This window comes from Streptomyces sp. NPDC033966, from assembly GCF_055575955.1.
Genome location: NZ_JBVIRQ010000009.1, coordinates 141,090 through 157,038, shown reverse-complemented (window position 1 = coordinate 157,038; position 15,949 = coordinate 141,090). Strand labels below are relative to the sequence as shown.

General features: G+C 71.5%; 14 protein-coding genes. 6 read left to right on the top strand and 8 right to left on the bottom strand.

The window, feature by feature from the left end; all coding sequences use genetic code 11:
• Positions 1-6 precede the first annotated feature (6 nt).
• From ACZ518_RS25235 to ACZ518_RS25210, 6 genes are all read right to left on the bottom strand, one after another.
• Positions 7-222 carry a hypothetical protein gene (locus ACZ518_RS25235; protein ID WP_469115265.1) on the bottom strand — a complete coding sequence of 72 codons (216 nt, stop codon included), beginning with the start codon at positions 220-222 and terminating at the stop codon, positions 7-9.
• A gap of 73 nt (positions 223-295) precedes the next feature.
• Positions 296-1,075, bottom strand: a complete 780-nt coding sequence (locus ACZ518_RS25230; protein WP_469115264.1) for an SDR family NAD(P)-dependent oxidoreductase — start codon at positions 1,073-1,075, stop codon at positions 296-298.
• Between the two features lie 20 nt (positions 1,076-1,095).
• A complete protein-coding gene (locus ACZ518_RS25225) occupies positions 1,096-2,295 on the bottom strand; it encodes an MAB_1171c family putative transporter (protein WP_469115263.1) in 1,200 nt (399 codons plus the stop codon).
• Positions 2,285-2,692, bottom strand: coding sequence for a hypothetical protein (locus ACZ518_RS25220; protein ID WP_469115262.1), 408 nt, complete (start codon positions 2,690-2,692; stop codon positions 2,285-2,287). The genes ACZ518_RS25225 and ACZ518_RS25220 overlap by 11 nt, the downstream gene beginning before the upstream one ends.
• Before the next feature lie 353 nt (positions 2,693-3,045).
• On the bottom strand, positions 3,046-5,502 hold the full coding sequence (locus tag ACZ518_RS25215) for a Tex family protein (RefSeq protein ID WP_469115261.1): 2,457 nt from the start codon (positions 5,500-5,502) through the stop codon (positions 3,046-3,048).
• Positions 5,503-5,647: 145 nt separating this feature from the next.
• The gene (locus ACZ518_RS25210; RefSeq protein WP_469115260.1) at positions 5,648-5,851 is read right to left on the bottom strand and encodes a hypothetical protein; all 204 of its coding nucleotides are present in this window, start codon (positions 5,849-5,851) and stop codon (positions 5,648-5,650) included.
• Positions 5,852-5,979: 128 nt separating this feature from the next.
• On the opposite strand from ACZ518_RS25210, the gene ACZ518_RS25205 reads away from it, so the two are divergent.
• The 3 genes from ACZ518_RS25205 to ACZ518_RS25195 all read left to right on the top strand — a co-directional run bounded on the left by ACZ518_RS25205 (position 5,980) and on the right by ACZ518_RS25195 (position 10,293).
• Entirely contained in the window at positions 5,980-7,383 is a 1,404-nt protein-coding gene (locus ACZ518_RS25205; protein WP_469115259.1) for a hypothetical protein, read from the top strand.
• Between the two features lie 77 nt (positions 7,384-7,460).
• On the top strand, positions 7,461-8,177 hold the full coding sequence (locus ACZ518_RS25200) for an SH3 domain-containing protein (protein ID WP_469115258.1): 717 nt from the start codon (positions 7,461-7,463) through the stop codon (positions 8,175-8,177).
• Between the two features lie 613 nt (positions 8,178-8,790).
• Positions 8,791-10,293 (top strand): M1 family metallopeptidase, encoded by a 1,503-nt coding sequence (locus ACZ518_RS25195; protein ID WP_469115257.1) that lies wholly within the window; start codon positions 8,791-8,793, stop codon positions 10,291-10,293.
• A gap of 18 nt (positions 10,294-10,311) precedes the next feature.
• Here ACZ518_RS25195 and ACZ518_RS25190 read toward each other — a convergent pair whose 3' ends face one another.
• Positions 10,312-11,202, bottom strand: a complete 891-nt coding sequence (locus ACZ518_RS25190) for an oxygenase MpaB family protein (RefSeq protein ID WP_469115256.1) — start codon at positions 11,200-11,202, stop codon at positions 10,312-10,314.
• A gap of 140 nt (positions 11,203-11,342) precedes the next feature.
• Here ACZ518_RS25190 and sph point away from each other — a divergent pair, with 140 nt between their 5' ends.
• Positions 11,343-12,332, top strand: coding sequence for a sphingomyelin phosphodiesterase (sph, locus tag ACZ518_RS25185; RefSeq protein ID WP_469115255.1), 990 nt, complete (start codon positions 11,343-11,345; stop codon positions 12,330-12,332).
• Between the two features lie 259 nt (positions 12,333-12,591).
• On the opposite strand, the gene ACZ518_RS25180 is transcribed toward sph, so the two are convergent.
• A complete protein-coding gene (locus ACZ518_RS25180; protein ID WP_469115254.1) occupies positions 12,592-14,415 on the bottom strand; it encodes an AMP-dependent synthetase/ligase in 1,824 nt (607 codons plus the stop codon).
• A gap of 85 nt (positions 14,416-14,500) precedes the next feature.
• On the opposite strand from ACZ518_RS25180, the gene ACZ518_RS25175 reads away from it, so the two are divergent.
• Together ACZ518_RS25175 and ACZ518_RS25170 are read left to right on the top strand one after the other, a co-directional pair.
• Positions 14,501-15,229, top strand: a complete 729-nt coding sequence (locus ACZ518_RS25175; RefSeq protein WP_469115253.1) for a MerR family transcriptional regulator — start codon at positions 14,501-14,503, stop codon at positions 15,227-15,229.
• 10 nt (positions 15,230-15,239) lie between these two features.
• Positions 15,240-15,902, top strand: coding sequence for a maltokinase N-terminal cap-like domain-containing protein (locus tag ACZ518_RS25170; protein ID WP_469115252.1), 663 nt, complete (start codon positions 15,240-15,242; stop codon positions 15,900-15,902).
• The last annotated feature ends 47 nt before the right edge of the window (positions 15,903-15,949 follow it).

The window sequence follows — 15,949 nt, the reverse complement described above, 5'->3', positions numbered from 1 at the left end:
CACCCCCTAGAACTCCTTCGGGCCCTTGCCGTGGCTGCGGTGCTTGCGGGGTTCGCCGGGGTCCTGTTCCTGGCCCTGTACGCGGTCGAGGCGGCTCGCCTCGTCCGTGTCCTCGCGCCGGACGGGGCCCGGTGCGGGCCGCGGGGCGTGCGGTTTGCGCTGCTTTCGCGCCTCGTCCTCGCCGTGGAGCGGGACGCCTCCGGCGCCGCCTTGCTCGTCCATGGCCGTCCTCCTCTGCCGTGCGGTCCCCCTCCCCCGGCGGCTGCCCGGACGGCGGCCCCGCAAACCGGCCGGGTCAGTCCGGCAGGCCGGCCGGGGGGCGCCGGTCGCGGGCCATCCTGCGGGCCACGAAGGCACGCGGCAGGTGCCGGACCGCGAAGGCGTACGCCTGGTAATGGCGGCCCGTGACGCTGATCGGGCGGCGGCGGGCGAGGTCGCGCAGGGCCTTGGCCACCACGGCCTCGGGCTCCAGCCACACCGCGTCGCGCAGGGCGCTGACGTCCATGCCGGCGCGTTCCTGGAACTCGGTGCGGGTGAATCCGGGGACGACGGCCAGCACGCGGACCCCGTAGGGCTCCATGTCGACCCGGAGGGATTCGCTGAAGGCGGTGATCCAGGCCTTCGCCGCCCCGTACGTGCCGGTCGGGAGCAGGCCGGCCACGGAGGAGACGTTGAGCACGGCGCCCCGGCGGCGTTCGCGCAGGCCCGGCAGGAGCGCGTGGGTGAGCCGGAGCGGGACCTTCACGAGGAGGTCGAGCATCCGCTCCTCGTCCTCCACCGGGTTGTACGGGTAGGGCGCGGACAGGCCGAACCCCGCGTTGTTGACGAGGACGTCAACGGGGCGCGCGGTGTCGGCGAGCCGGCCGGCGACGGCGGCGAGGTCGGCGGGGTCGAGCAGGTCGGCGGGCAGCACCTCGCAGGTGCTGCCGTTCCCGGCGAGTTCGGCGGCCAGGGCCTCCAGGCGGTCCTTGTCCCGGGCTACGAGGACCAGGTCGCAGCCCTTGGCGGCGAAGGCCCGCGCGAAGGCGGCGCCGAGGCCGGCGCTGGCCCCGGTGATCAGTACGGTGGTGGGCACGTCGGCTCGCTTCCTGGCGTTCAGGCGGTTCGGGTGGCGGGGGCGAAGGCGGCGGCCGCGGGCGAGGCGTAGGCCTGGGCGACGTCCACCAGGAACCTGGCCTCGTCCTCCAGGTCCCCGCTCTCGGCGGAGGTCTGCATCACGGCCGGGAGGTCCAGGGGGGCGGGGGCCTGCGGCGGCTGCCCGGGCAGTCCGGCGAGCTTCACCCGCCGGGCCTCCTTCAGTACGCAGGCCAGCGCGGCGGCGGTGCGCCGCTGCTCGGGGACGCCGGTACCGGCGACATGGCCGCGGGCGAGCTCCGGGACGCCCGGGGTGACGTACTCCCCCAGGATCAGGATCGCGTCGCGGGTCTCGATGACCTTGCGGTAGACGAGCAGGTTGCGCGGCACGGGCGGCCAGAGCAGTTCCAGCAGCCGCCCGGTCCGGGGTTCGGTGAGGACCACGTACGGGACGGCCTGGACCAGGTCGCGCCACAGCGGCCACAGCCGCCAGGCGGTGGTGGTGTCGGCGAGGGTGCGGCGCAGCGTGAACAGGGTGGGCACGAGGATCGCGGCGGCGCGCAGCAGGCCGTGCAGGTTCATCATCAGCGGCAGGGCGGGCAGTGCCCAGGTGCTGCCGAAGAGGGCCTTGAGCAGGTACGCGAACCAGAACGCCCAGGCCAGCGCGGTGCCGAGGCCGAACAGCCGCAGTCCCAGGGCGAGGGCGCGGCTTTCCGAGCGGCGGCCGTAGCGCCAGCAGACGAAGACGCAGACGGTGTTGGCGATCAGGTGGGCGGAGATCAGCACGAGCCAGTACGCGAGGGAGGGCACGGGCTGCCCGGCGGGCTGGATGGTGTGCGTGCCGTGCTCGGGGGCGGCGGCGTCCAGGGTGAGGAGGACGGCGAACCAGAGCACCGTGCCCGCCCAGGAGGCGAGTTGGAGCCTGCGTCCGCGAGTGGCTGCGGCGACGAAGTAGAGCACGGCGCCCGCCGACAGGACGCCGATGAGGTTGCGGACGAGGCCGACCGTGTGGGCGTACGAGGGCTCGCGGCTCATGGCGTACGTGACGACGGCGGGCAGGTTCAGGGTCATCGCGGCGGCCGCGGTGGCGACGGCCAGCCACAGTCCGCGCTGTTCCGGGGAGCGCAGGGCGCCGGGGGCGCGGATCAGGACGGCGATCCACAGGCAGACCACGCTGGGGACGGCGAGCCAGTCGCCGGCGGCGGCGAGTTCAGCTGCCATCGCGGTGGCCCCGTACGTATCCCATGGCGGATTCCAGCCGGGCCAGGGCTCCTCGGGGGGCGGCGTCGCGGCGGGGGTGGCCGGTGGTGGAGGTGCGGATGCGGATCATGCTCGCGAGCAGTTCCGCCTCCTGCTCCTGCCGGGTGGTGTAGTTCGTGCGGCCGCGGACGACGGGGGCCCGGCCGGCCGTCTCCTGCCCTTCGAGGGAGTGGTGGCCGAAGAGGATGTGCCCGAGCTCGTGGAGCACGATGTGCTCCCGGTGCAGGGGGGTGGTGTGGGCCTCGTAGAAGACGTAGTCCACGGTCTCGGTGCCGACCCACAGCCCGCAGACGCCGGATTCGGCGGCCTCCCTGGGCAGCGGGTGGAGCCGGATGGGGCGGCCGCGCCGGTCGGCCATGTGCGTGCAGAGGTCTTCCAGGGAGAACGGGGTCGTCAGGTCCAGATGACCGAGAATCGTCTCGCACCGTCTGCGCAGGCTGAGATCCCGATGGGGCAGGTGTTCCCTCTTCGACCCCTTTCTCGGGCAGCGTCGGTAGGCGTGGGGGGTGGGCATCGGCATGGCGTCCTGTGCCTTGGGACGGCCTCGGGAGTGCGGTCCCGGAGGGGAAAAGGGGAACGCCCGTCCGCACGGGCGAACAGGCGAACGGGCGTTCCACCATCCCTACCGATCATCCTGGGGAGTTGGCAAGGAGTTTCCCCTGGCGGGGTGGCTATCCGGCCACTCCTGCCGGAGGGCGTCCCGGACCGGGGCTATCGGCGGCCCCGGCCCTTCTCGGGTCCGGTCAGGCCGGCCCGGCGCAGGGCGTCGGCCATGGCGCTGTTGGCGGGGGCCGGGGCGCCGGAGCGCTGCCCTCCGCCGCCCTTGGCGCCCTGACCGCCCTGCCCGCCCTGACCGCCCTGCCGCCGGCCGTCGCCGCCGCGCTGGCCCTGGCCCTGGCCGCCGCGCTGCTGCGGGGGCCGCCCGCCGCCGCCCCGGCGGTCGCCCTGGCGCTCGTCCCGCTGCCGGGGTGCTCCGGCGCCGCGCTCGGCGCCCGCCTCGTCCTCCAGCCGCAGGGTGAGCGAGATCCGCTTGCGCGGGATGTCCACTTCCATGACCTTGACCCGGACGATGTCACCCGGCTTCACCACGTCGCGGGGGTCCTTGACGAAGGTCTTCGACAGGGCCGACACGTGCGCGAGTCCGTCCTGGTGGACGCCGATGTCGATGAAGGCGCCGAAGGCGGCCACGTTGGTGACCACCCCTTCCAGGATCATGCCGGGCGCCAGGTCGCCGATCTTCTCGACGCCCTCCTTGAAGGTGGCCGTCTTGAAGGCGGGGCGCGGGTCGCGGCCGGGCTTCTCCAGCTCGCGCAGGATGTCGGTGACGGTGGGCAGGCCGAAGGCCTCGGTGACGAACTGCTCGGGCCGCAGCGAGCCCAGCACGGAGGTGTTGCCGATCAGCGCCGCCACCTCGGCGCCCGCCGCCTTGCCCATGGCCCGGACCACGGGGTAGGCCTCGGGGTGCACGCTGGAGAAGTCCAGCGGGTCGTCCCCGCCGCGGATCCGCAGGAAGCCGGCGCACTGCTCGTACGCCTTCGGGCCCAGCCGTGCCACGTCCTTGAGGCCCTTGCGGCTGCGGAAGGGGCCGTTGGCGTCGCGGTGGGCGACGATGTTCTCGGCGAGGGTGCCGCTGATGCCCGACACCCGGGAGAGCAGCGGGGCGGAGGCGGTGTTGACGTCGACGCCGACGCCGTTCACGCAGTCCTCGACCACCGCGTCGAGCGAGCGGGACAGCTTCACCTCGGACAGGTCGTGCTGGTACTGGCCCACGCCGATGGACTTCGGGTCGATCTTGACCAGTTCGGCCAGGGGGTCCTGGAGGCGGCGGGCGATCGACACCGCGCCGCGCAGGGACACGTCCATGTCCGGGAGTTCCTGCGAGGCGAAGGCCGAGGCGGAGTACACGGAAGCGCCGGCCTCCGAGACCATCACCTTGGTGAGCTTCAGCTCGGGGTGGCGGGTGATGAGGTCCCCGGCGAGCTTGTCGGTCTCGCGGGAGGCGGTGCCGTTGCCGATGGCGACCAGCTCGACGGCGTGCTCCTTCGCGAGGCGGGCGAGCTTGGCGACGGACTCGTCCCACCTGTTGGCCGGGACGTGCGGGTGGATCACCTCCGTGGCGACGACCTTGCCGGTCGCGTCGACGACGGCCACCTTGACGCCGGTGCGGAAGCCCGGGTCCAGGCCGAGCGTGGCCCGGGTGCCGGCGGGGGCGGCGAGCAGCAGGTCGCGCAGGTTGGCGGCGAAGACCCGTACGGCCTCGTCCTCGGCGGCGGCGCGCAGCCTGGTCCGCACGTCGATGCCGAGGTGCACCTGGATCTTGGTGCGCCAGGACCAGCGGACGGTGTCGGCGAGCCACTTGTCGGCGGGGCGGCCGCGGTCGGCGATGCCGAAGCGGCGGGCGATGACGCCCTCGTACGTGGACGGCCCGGGAACGTCGGAGGGCTCCTCGGGCTCCAGGTCCAGGGAGAGGACGTCCTCCTTCTCGCCGCGCAGCATGGCGAGGACGCGGTGCGAGGGGAGGGCGGTGAAGGGCTCGGCGAAGTCGAAGTAGTCGGAGAACTTGGCGCCCGCCTCCTCCTTGCCCTCGCGGACCTTCGCGGCGAGCCGGCCGCGGCTCCACATGCGCTCGCGGAGGTCGCCGATCAGGTCGGCGTCCTCGGCGAACTTCTCGGTGAGGATGGCGCGGGCGCCCTCCAGGGCGGCGGCCGGGTCGGCGACGCCCTTGCCCGCGTCGACGAACGCGGCCGCGGCGGCCTCGGGTTCGACGGAGGGGTCGGTGAGCAGGCCTTCGGCGAGGGGCTCCAGACCGGCCTCGCGGGCGATCTGGGCCTTGGTGCGGCGCTTGGGCTTGAAGGGGAGGTAGATGTCCTCCAGCCGGGCCTTGGTGTCGGCCGCGGCGATCCGGGCCTCCAGCTCCGCGTCGAGCTTGCCCTGTTCGCGTACGGAGTCGAGGATCGCGGCGCGGCGGTCCTCCAGCTCGCGCAGGTACCGCAGCCGCTCCTCCAGGGTGCGCAGCTGGGCGTCGTCGAGCATCTCGGTCGCTTCCTTGCGGTAGCGAGCGATGAACGGCACGGTGGAGCCGCCGTCGAGCAGCTCGACGGCGGCCTTGACCTGCCGTTCCCGTACGCCGAGCTCCTCGGCGATCCTGCCTTCGATGGACATCGTCACTGTGCGGTCCCGCCTGCCTTCGTGCGTTTGCGTGGAAGGCTGTCAATTGTGGCAGGTGCCGCCCGTGGTCCGCGGGAGCCCCTCAGCCCTTTCCGAAGAGGTCGCGCGGGAAGGCGCCGGCCGCGTCCGATGGCCGGCACCGCGGTCAGTTGATGGATTCGCCGTCGTACTTGCCGTCCACGCAGATCCACAGACCGGCGGTGGAGTCGTACTCCACCGTTCCGCCGTGGGCCACACACGCCGGCGCGTCGATGGCAGGTGCGGCGGCGTGCGCGGCCGCGGCCGGGCCCCAGGCGCCGAGCACGGCCAGAACCGCAGCGGCGACGAAACCGAGGAGTCGGGTACGCATGGGAACTCCTGTGAGGACGAGGAAAACAACCCCCATGTCCAGCTTCACCCCGAATCCCCTCGGCGGCACTCCGATGGGTGCGCGCCGCTCCGGGGGCGCCCCCGGCGGACGGGCGGCAAGCTGGTGTCATGGCGAACCCGCCCGAGGTGACTGTAAAGCCGCCTGATGAACTCGGCTGGCGAAAGGTCACGATCAACGGCAAGTCCGCGGGCAAGGTGCGGTCCCCCGAGGAACTCCGCGAGCTGTTGCACCGCGCCGGGCTGCATTCCGAGCACCCCGTCCATTGGCTCGGCGGAGACAGCACCGTCTGGCCGGACCGCACGGTGCAGCGGCGAACGGTCGGCGCCCTGATGTTCATCGGCCTCCTCCTGACCGCAGCGCTGCTCGGCTGGATCGGCTGGCAGGACAGCACCAACGCCCTGACCTTCGGCGGGCGACTCGCAGGCTATTCCGTGCTGGCCACCGCCCTGGTGGCGTTCGCCGCCGCGCTGGCAGCTCTCGATTACTGGCACCACCGGGAGAGGCGTTATTCGGGTGCGTTCGTCCTGGCCGGAGTGACAATCGTCTTCCTCTGCAGCGCCTCGCTCCTCGTGCTGCAGATCGGCGAGCGTTTCACCGGCTGGTCCGTGATTGCAATATCGTTCCTCGTCGGATCCGTAGTGGCCGGGACCGAGCTCATCAAATCCCGGGCGTGGAAGGGCCTCCTGCATCCCCGGCGCATCGCGATCGGGGCGATCGTCCCCACCCTGATCGCCTGCGTCAACCTGGCATACGCACAGATCTATGTCCCCCACGCGACAGCCCCGCTGATCACGAGTGGGGCCGAGTTCAGGGAGTCAAGCCTGGTCGACCGCGAGGCGGCGATGTACGTGACGGTCCACCTGTACGTGAGGAATGAAGGTCGTGTTCCGGTCTACGTCCTCGGCAGCATCTACTGGATCCACGGCGGAGCCGCGAACAGCATGCCCAACGACAGGCTTTCTCCCAGAAAATTGCTCTACGATGGCGAATTCGTCGCGCCGGCGGGCCGCGAACTGAATCCGGGGGAAGAAATATCCCAGGATGCGGTCGTTGAGATCCAGGATCCCAACAAGGCCGATTACGAGATGGTCCAGGCTCAGAGCGAGGTGTACGTGATCAGGCGGGACAGAATGACCCTGGGTACCGAGTACGAACAATCCCGGGCGACCATGAAGACGCTTGAGAGGGAAGGCAAGTGGCGCCGCAACGAGCCTAGAAACGCAAAGCACAGGAACGAATCCAGCATCTCGAACAGCAGTGAGATCCTCAACATCGCCCGGGGGCCACAGCGCATCACCGTATGGCGGGTACCCAGTGGCGACCGGTCGCGCATAGATGTGGCCATATCCCCGCCGGGACACACGCTCGTCTTTGACCCCAACGACCCCCATTACAACAAACCGATCATCGAAAAGTACGGGCTCTCGAAGGTGCGCGGCTCCATGGACCAGACCCCCTTCAAGGTTCTCCTGGAGAAGGCCCGCTCCGCCGAGGAGGAGTCAGCCCCTTAGAGCGGCCAACGGAATACGGCGCGGCCGGCGCGAAGAGCCGGAGCCAACGCCGGTCGTTATGAAATGGAGGGACAACCATGCCGATCAATTCCAGGCGGAGAACGTTGTTCGCCGCCGCAACGGCAATGGGCGTAGCTGGGCTCTTCACGGCACCGGCACCGGCACCCGCCCAGACACGCCCGACACTCCCACTGGCAGCCCCCTGCGAGTACGAGTTCCCGGTGATTCTCCAACTCACGCAGAACAACGGTATTACCGTGCAGGTTCCCGTGTCCGGCTCGCCGCGACGTTCTGTCGGACCGGGGAAGGCCATGTACCTCATAGTCGGCAAAACAGTGGGGACGTTCGGCACTGTCTACGGCGGAATGACCGGGCGCAGCATCAACTTCACCGCACACTGGGATCAAGGCCCGGGCAAAGGCCTCTCGAACACCTACACGGGCCACGTGGGCGACGATGGCTTCGCGAGCGGCACCACCAGGAACAATCTGAACACCACCAACACCTGGCGCTCCAACGAGAAGATGTCCTGCGTGTACAAACCGCCACAGCAGAATCCTCCGCCACCACAGAATCCTCCCCAACAGCAGAAGCCCATGGCAACGGTGACCGAGGACGTAGACGTCTACAACGTCAAGAACGAGCCGGACGGTGCCGGGCGCGTGATCGGCCTCCTGCGCATGAATCAACAAGTCGAACTCGTGGGGAGCTGCGCGCCGGAATCCTGGTGCCAGGTCGCCGGAGACAACGTCCCCGGTGGCAACGGCTGGGTCTGGGGGCACCTGAAGTTCTGAGCCGGGCCGGCAGTGAGGTGCGCCGGCCGTAACCGGAGCCGAACCGGCCCATCGAGCCGCCGCCCCCTGCCGGCATCCAGTGCGGACCTGACCGCTGCGACGGTCAGGTCCGCACGCATGTGCTTGCGCCCACGACGTTGCCGCAGCCGACCAGGCGGGCCCTTCCCAGCCGACCCTCGACGAGCCGACCGGCAGGGCATGAGCCCGCCGCATCACGCAAGGGCACCTATCGGGCCACTCTGCACCGCGCGAACCCCCGGCACCCCAGCACCGCCCGGGTGACCGGAAATCGCCCTGCCGCGGCACGGAAGCCGCCCCGTCCACGGGGCCGGCGGCGCACGTGTGTCCGAATACCGCCCCTCACCTGACGCACGGTCAACACGCGCGTGCAGTCGGCCCAACCGGGGATGCGGCCTGCCCGGCGCCGCATTCGGGCAGGAATGCGCAGGTCAGCCACATCGCCGCCACCTCCGGCCCGGCGCTGGTTCATGACGGCCGAATGGCGATCGTGTGACAGCAGGAGCCATGGACATGACCTGAGGCGCCACGGGTGAATACGGTCGAACGACGAGACCTTGAACCGATCTGTCTCCCCTACCCCTTGGAGCTCTTCGTGCACCGCAAAGTCATCGCCCCGAGCGTCCTGGCCGCCTCACTCCTGCTGGTGATCCCGGCGTCGGCGGCCAGCGCGGGGCCCGGCGCCCCGGGTATCGGCGACACCTACTACCCGGCCAGCGGCAACGGCGGCTATGACGTCTCCCACTACGACCTGCGCCTGCAGTACCAGCCGAAGACGGACCTGCTGGAGGGAACGGCCACCCTGCTGGCCACCGCCAAGCAGGACCTGTCCCGCTTCAACCTCGACTTCGGTCTCAAGGTCAGCGAGGTCCGGGTCAACGGGACCAAGGCGAAGTTCGCGACCTCGGGCGCGCACGAACTCGAAGTCACCCCGGTACAGCCGCTCCAGAAGGACCGTCAGGCCACGGTCGTCGTCAAGTACGCGGGCAAGCCCTCCGAGTTCAAGGTCGACGGCTGGTCCGCCTGGCAGCGGACCCCGGACGGCGGCGTGGCGGCGCAGGAGCCGGACGCGGCGGCGTGGTGGTTCCCGAGCAACGACCACCCCCTCGACAAGGCCACCTTCGACGTGTCCGTCAACGTCCCGGACGGCACCCAGGCCATCAGCAACGGCGTGCTCCAGTCACAGTCCTCCAAGCTCGGCTGGACCCGCTACAACTGGCGCTCCAACAAGCCCCAGGCCACCTACCTGGCCACCCTGGCCGTCGGCAAGTTCGACATCACCACCGACAAGACGGCGAACGGCCTGCCGATCCTCAACGCGTACAGCAAGGACCTCGGCGACAACGCCGGCGCGGCCCGCGCGAGCATCGAGCGCACCGGCGAGGTCGCCGAGTGGCTGGAGGGGGTCTACGGCCCGTACCCCTTCAACGCGCTGGGCGGCTACGTCCCGAACGTCCCCAGCGGCTTCGCGCTGGAGACCCAGACGCGGCCCTTCTACAGCCCGCGCCAGTTCGCGAACGGCGCCAACGTCTCCGTCGTCGTCCACGAACTGGCCCACCAGTGGTACGGCGACAGCGTGTCCGTCGACAACTGGAAGGACATCTGGGTCAACGAGGGCTTCGCCCGTTACAGCCAGTGGCTCTGGTCGGAGAAGGAGGGCGAGGGCACCGCGCAGGAGCTCGCCGACTGGGCGTACTCCTCCCGCCCGGCCGAGGACCCGTTCTGGCAGGTCAAGCCGGGCGACCCGGGCCCGGACAACCAGTTCCACGGGGCCGTGTACGACCGCGGCGCGATCGCGATCCAGGCGCTGCGCAACGAGGTCGGCGACGAGAAGTTCTTCAAGATCCTCAAGGGCTGGCCGACCGAGCGGGCCTACGGCAACGCCAAGGTCGGGGACTTCGTCCGGTACGCGGAGAAGATCTCGAACAAGCCCCTCGCCCAGCTCTTCGAGACCTGGCTGTACACCCCGGGCAAGCCGGCCTTCTCGGCACCGGCCGCCAAGTCCGGTGCCCGCACCCTCCAGTCCCCGGCCAAGCCGGCCACGGAGCCCAAGTCCTGGAAGAAGATCGCCGCGACGAACACGGTCCACGACCACTGATCCACGCGCCGGCACCCCTCAGCGGGTGCCGGCGCGCCACCGCGCCCGCGCGGCGCGGGCCCTCGGCAGGTAGCGCAGCCGCTCCGGCAGCACCGGTACGAGGAGCCGTACGGCCGTACTGAACCGCCGGAGCCGGCGCTCCTGCGCGGGGGTCCACTCCAGCCCGATGGCGGCCCGGGCGTCGGGCGGCATGTAGCCGACGGTGACGAAGGCCCGGAAGCGCAGGTAGCCGACGCGCAGGGCCGGCCAGGTGATCCGCAGCAGCAGCCGCAGCGCCCGGGAGCCCACCTCGGGGCGGGGCAGGTCCACAGCGGTGGAGAGCAGCTCGCGGGCGACCCTGGTCGGCTCGATCTCCTCGGCCAGCATCCGCCGGTAGTAGGGCCAGAACTCCTCGACGGTCTGCGGCATGTCCCGGTCGCGCAGCCCCAGGATCCGGCCGACCCGGAGCCACTCCGCGTACAGCTGCCGCTCATGGGCGGGGGTGATGGGGCGGAACAGGTAGCGCCCCGCGTACAGGGCGACGGGGAAGCCGGTGGCGTGCACCCAGGCGTAGCAGGCGGGGTCGAGGGAGTGGTAGCGCCGGCCCCGGGTGTCCGTGCCCCGGATCTCCTTGTGCAGGCGGCGCACCCGGCGCCCCTCGGCGACGGCCTCCGCCCCGCCGTAGACCCACAGCATCACGGAGCGCAGGGAGCGCTCGCCGCGGCCCCAGGGGTCGGTGCGGAAGACGGAGTACTGGTCGACGCCGGCTCCGACGGCCGGGTGGGCGACCTGCATGGTGAAGGCGGCGGGCAGGGTCAGCAGGGAGCGGATGTCCCCGGCGGTGGTCCACAGCACCCCTCCCGGCGGCGGCGGCTCGGGATCGAGGCGCCTGGCGGGTCTTTCGGGGGATATGCGGGCCGTGTCGTCCATGGAACCAATTATGCGAGCGCGAGAAGTCCTCGGTCCGGACAGAAAGTCTTGTCACAGGTGTTACCCAGAGGTAACCGCGGCTGCTTGGATTGCGGCGTCGATCTTCCCCGCAGGAATCCACCGGACTGACGGAGACCCCCATGCCGCAGATCTCGCACCGCCGCACCCGCGCCGCCGCCACGGCCGTGGCGGCGACCGCCGCCGCAGCCCTCGCCCTCACCACCGCGCCCGCCGCCACGGCCGCCGAGGGCACCGCGACCCCGCGGCTGAGCGTCCTGACCTACAACGTGTTCCTGATGAGCAAGAACCTGTACCCGAACTGGGGCCAGGACCACCGGGCCGCCGAGATCCCCCGTGCCTCCTTCTTCCAGGGCCACGACGTGGTGGTGCTCCAGGAGGCCTTCGACAACGGTGCCTCCGACGCCCTCCAGGCCAACTCCGCCGCGCAGTACCCGTACCAGACCCCGGTGGTGGGCCGCAGCAAGACCGGCTGGGACGCGACGGGCGGCTCCTACTCCACCACCACCCCGGAGGACGGCGGCGTCACGATCCTCAGCAAGTGGCCGATCCTGCGCAAGGAGCAGGTCGTCTACAAGGACGCCTGCGGCGCCGACTGGTGGTCCAACAAGGGCTTCGCGTACGTCGTCCTGAACGTCAACGGCACCAAGGTCCACGTGGTCGGCACGCACGCCCAGTCCACCGACCCGGGCTGCGGCGCGGGCGAGGCGGCGCAGATGCGCAGCCGCCAGTTCAAGAACATAGACGCGTTCCTCGACGCCAAGAACATCCCGGCGAACGAGCAGGTCATCGTCGCGGGCGACATGAACGTGGACTCCCGCACCCCGGAGTACGCCTCGATGCTCGCGGACGCCGACCTCGCCGGCGCCGACACCCGCACGGGCCACCCGTACTCCTTCGACACGGCACTGAACTCGATCGCCAACTACCGCTACCCGACGGACCCCCGCGAGGACCTGGACTACGTCCTCTACCGCAAGGGCAACGCCCGCCCGGCGGGCTGGGAGAACAACGTGGTCAAGGAGGAGTCGACCCCCTGGACGGTCTCCAGCTGGGGCACGTCGTACACGTACTCCAACCTGAGCGACCACTACCCGGTCATCGGCCGCTAACCACCGGGCGGGGCCGGTCGGGGCCGGGGCTGGCGGAACACGCCGGAACGGACATGAGCAGACGGCCGGGACCCCTCATCGCCGGGTCCCGGCCGGGCGGTCTCATGGCTGGTTTGGGGGTTTCCTGCCAGTCCCATCGTCCAGCTGCGAGACCGCCCGAGGGGATGCCGCTCCCCCACCCACCGGCCCGCAGACGGGGAGGCGGGTGGGCCGACACCGCCCCGCCCCCACCCCCTCGAGGGGGTGGGGGCGGGGCGCCTCAGTCCGCGTACAGCCCCTCGATCAGCGGGCCGTACTTCTCCCGGACCACCCTGCGGCGGAGTTTCAGGGACGGCGTGAGTTCTCCCGTGGCGGGGCCCCATTCCTCGGCCAGGAGGCGGTAGCGCTTGATCTGCTCCGTGCGGTTGAGGCGGGCGTTGGCGGCGGCTACCGCGCGGGCCGTCTCCGCCAGGACGGCCGGGTGGTCGGCCAGTTCGGCGAGGGAGGCGGCGGTGATGCCCCGGGCGGCCGCCCAGGCCGGGGCGAGTTCCGGGTCCAGGACCAGCAGGGCGACCAGGTAGGAGCGGCCGTCGCCGTGGACCAGGGCCTGGCCGATCAGCGGGTGTTCCTTGACGGTGTTCTCCACCAGGGCCGGGGAGACGTTCTTGCCGTTCGAGGTGATGATCAGCTCCTTCTTGCGGTCCGTCAGCCACAGGAAGCCGTCCTCGTCGAGCCGTCCGATGTCCCCGGTCGGGAACCAGCCGTCGGCGTCGGCCGCGCTCTCCACCGTCCCGTCGGGGCGCAGGTAGCCGTCGAAGACGGTCGCGCCGCGGGTGAGGATCTCCCCGTCCCCGGCCACCTTCAGCTCCAGCCCCTCGATCGGCCGGCCGACCGAGCCCAGCCGGAAACCGTCGGGGGTGTTGCTGTTGACGGTGCACACGCCGGAGGTCTCCGTCAGCCCCCAGGCGTCCATGATGGTGATCCCCCAGCCGGCCCAGAAGCGGACGACGTCGATCGGCATCGGCGCGGTGGCGCTGGCCGTCCAGACGAGCCGGTCCAGCCCCGCCAGCCGCAGCAGCGGGTCCAGGACCCGCTCCTTCGCCCCCGTGTACGAGGCTTCGAGCGCGGCCGGCACCTCCTCGCCGCGCTCCTGGTGGGCGGCCCGGGCCCGGGCCAGGTCTCCGGCGTCCTCGATGGCGCGCCGCTGCTCCTCCGGCAGGCCCGCCAGGACCGCGCGTACGCCCGCGGCGAGCTTCTCCCACACCCGCGGCACCCCGAAGAACTGCACGGGGCGCAGCTCGCGGACGGCGGCCGCCACAGCCGTGGGGTCGGCGACGAGGCGGACGTGGGCGGCGCGCAGCAGGGGCAGGTAGATGCCGAGGATCCGCTCGGCGATGTGCGCGAAGGGCAGGTAGCAGACGTGCTCGGCGTGTTCGGGGAGCCGGACGCCCCGGTCGAGGCGGACGGACTGGAGCAGGATGTTGCGGTGGGTCAGGCGGACGCCCTTGGGGTCGCCGGTGGTGCCGGAGGTGTAGACGACGGTGAGGGGGTCTCCGGGGCGGGTCTCCTGCCAGGCCTTCTCGAAGTCGTCGGCGCGGTGCAGCCGGGCGCCGCTCGCGTACACGGAGTCGTGGGAGGTGTGCGGGCCGGTTTCGGCGGCCTCGGCGATGACGAGGCGTTCCAGCGGGATCCCGGGGTCGTCCAGCAGCGGCGCCCACCGGTCGCGTTCGCCGGCGCCTTCGACGACGGCCAGCCGGGCCCGGCTGTGGCGGGCGATGTGGGCGATCTGCTCGGGCGCGGAGGTCCCGTAGACGGTGACGGGGACGGCACCGAGGTGGACGAGGGCCTGGTCGGTGAGCCAGTGCTCGGGGCGGTTGCCCATCATCAGCAGGACGTGTTCGCCGCGCTCGACGCCGAGGGCGGCGTAGCCGGCGGCCAGTACGGCGACCTCGTGGCGGACCTGGCCCCAGGTGAGCGTCCTCCAGCCGTCCCCCTCGCGCCAGGAGAGGGCGGGCAGGTCCGGGTGTTCGGCGGCGTTGCGGGCCAGCAGGGCGGGGAGGGTGAGTTCTTCGGGGCGTCCGGGCAGTCGCAGGTTCGTGGTCATGGGCAGCTCCTGGCCGTTTCACATCGTTGGTGCGACAGCAATACTGTTGAACCCAAGCTGTGGATCAGAGAGCGAGGAGCGGACGATGGCCGACCAGGCGACCGAGCCGATGCTCACCGTGGACGAACTGGCGTCCAAGGCCGGTGTCACCGTCCGCACCGTACGGTTCTACAGCACGCGCGGGCTTTTGCCCCCTCCCGTGATCGGACCTCGTCGCGTGGGGCACTACGGCCCGGAGCACCTGTCGCGGCTCGCGCTGATCGAGGAACTCCAGCACCAGGGCATGACCCTGTCGGCGATCCAGCGCTATCTGGACGCCCTGCCGGACGACCTGAGCGCGCACGACCTTGCGATCCACCGGGCCCTGGTGGCGACCTGGGCCCCGGACGCGGCGCAGGAGGTGTCGCGGGCGGAGCTGGAGAGGCGGGCGGGCCGGACCCTGTCGGACGGGGACCTGCGCCGGCTGGCGGCGATGAACGTGGTGTCGGCCTCCGGGGAGGGCTTCCGGGTGGACGTGGGCCTGCTGCGGCTGGGGGTCGCGCTGCTCGACGTACCGATCGCCCACGAGACGCTGCTGGTGGCGCGGGGGATCCTGCTGGAGCACGCGCGGACGGCGGCGCACCAGCTGACGGCGCTGTTCCGGGACGAGGTGTGGGGGCCGTTCACCGAGGACGAGGACGACCCGGAGCGGGTGGAGTCGATGAAGGCGCTGTCGGCGCACATGCAGCCGATGGTGGTGCAGGCGCTGGTCACGGCCTTCCAGCGGTCGCTGAAGGAGGAATTGCGGGCTGCGTTCGCCTCGGAGGGCGGGTAGGTTCGGCCGTATGGCGATCATCCACCACACCACGCTGTCCCCGACCAAACTCGAACTCCTCGCCGACTGGCTCCCCTTGAGGCCCTGGTACAAGGGCGCGGAGAAGACCGCTCCGCTCGCCAAGGCGGGCGGCTTCCGGCTCGACGACCCCGAGGGCGAGGTGGGCATCGAGTTCATGGTGGTGACCGACACTTCCGGGGCGGAGCCCGTCGCGTACCTCGTGCCGCTGACCTACCGGGGCGCGCCGCTGGAGGGCGCGGAGGCGGGCCTGGTCGGCACCCTGGAGCACGGGGTGCTGGGTACCCGCTGGGTCTACGACGGCGCCCACGACCCGGTCCTGGTCGAGCAGTTGCTGGCGCTGCTGGCGGGCCGGGCGACGGCCCAGGCCCAGAGCGAGACCGACGCCCCCGACCCGACGGTCGAGGTGCGGCCGGAGGGCGCGGGCGCGCCGGCGGGCCTGACCGGCCCGGGGAGCGTGACGGACACCGCCTGGACCACCGAGGTCGTGGTGGCCCCCGCGGGCCTGGACGCGCCGACGCCGACGCTGACCCTGACCCGGGTGCTGCGTCCCGGGGCCGCCTCCGGGGAGGGCCTGCTCGGCCAGGTGCTGGCCGGCTGGTCCGCCCCGGACGGCGGCGCGGAGCGCGGGGTGTTCGCGTACCTGCGCGGCTGAGCGCACGCCGCGTCCCGGGACCGCCCGCACGGCGGGCCCGGGAGGGG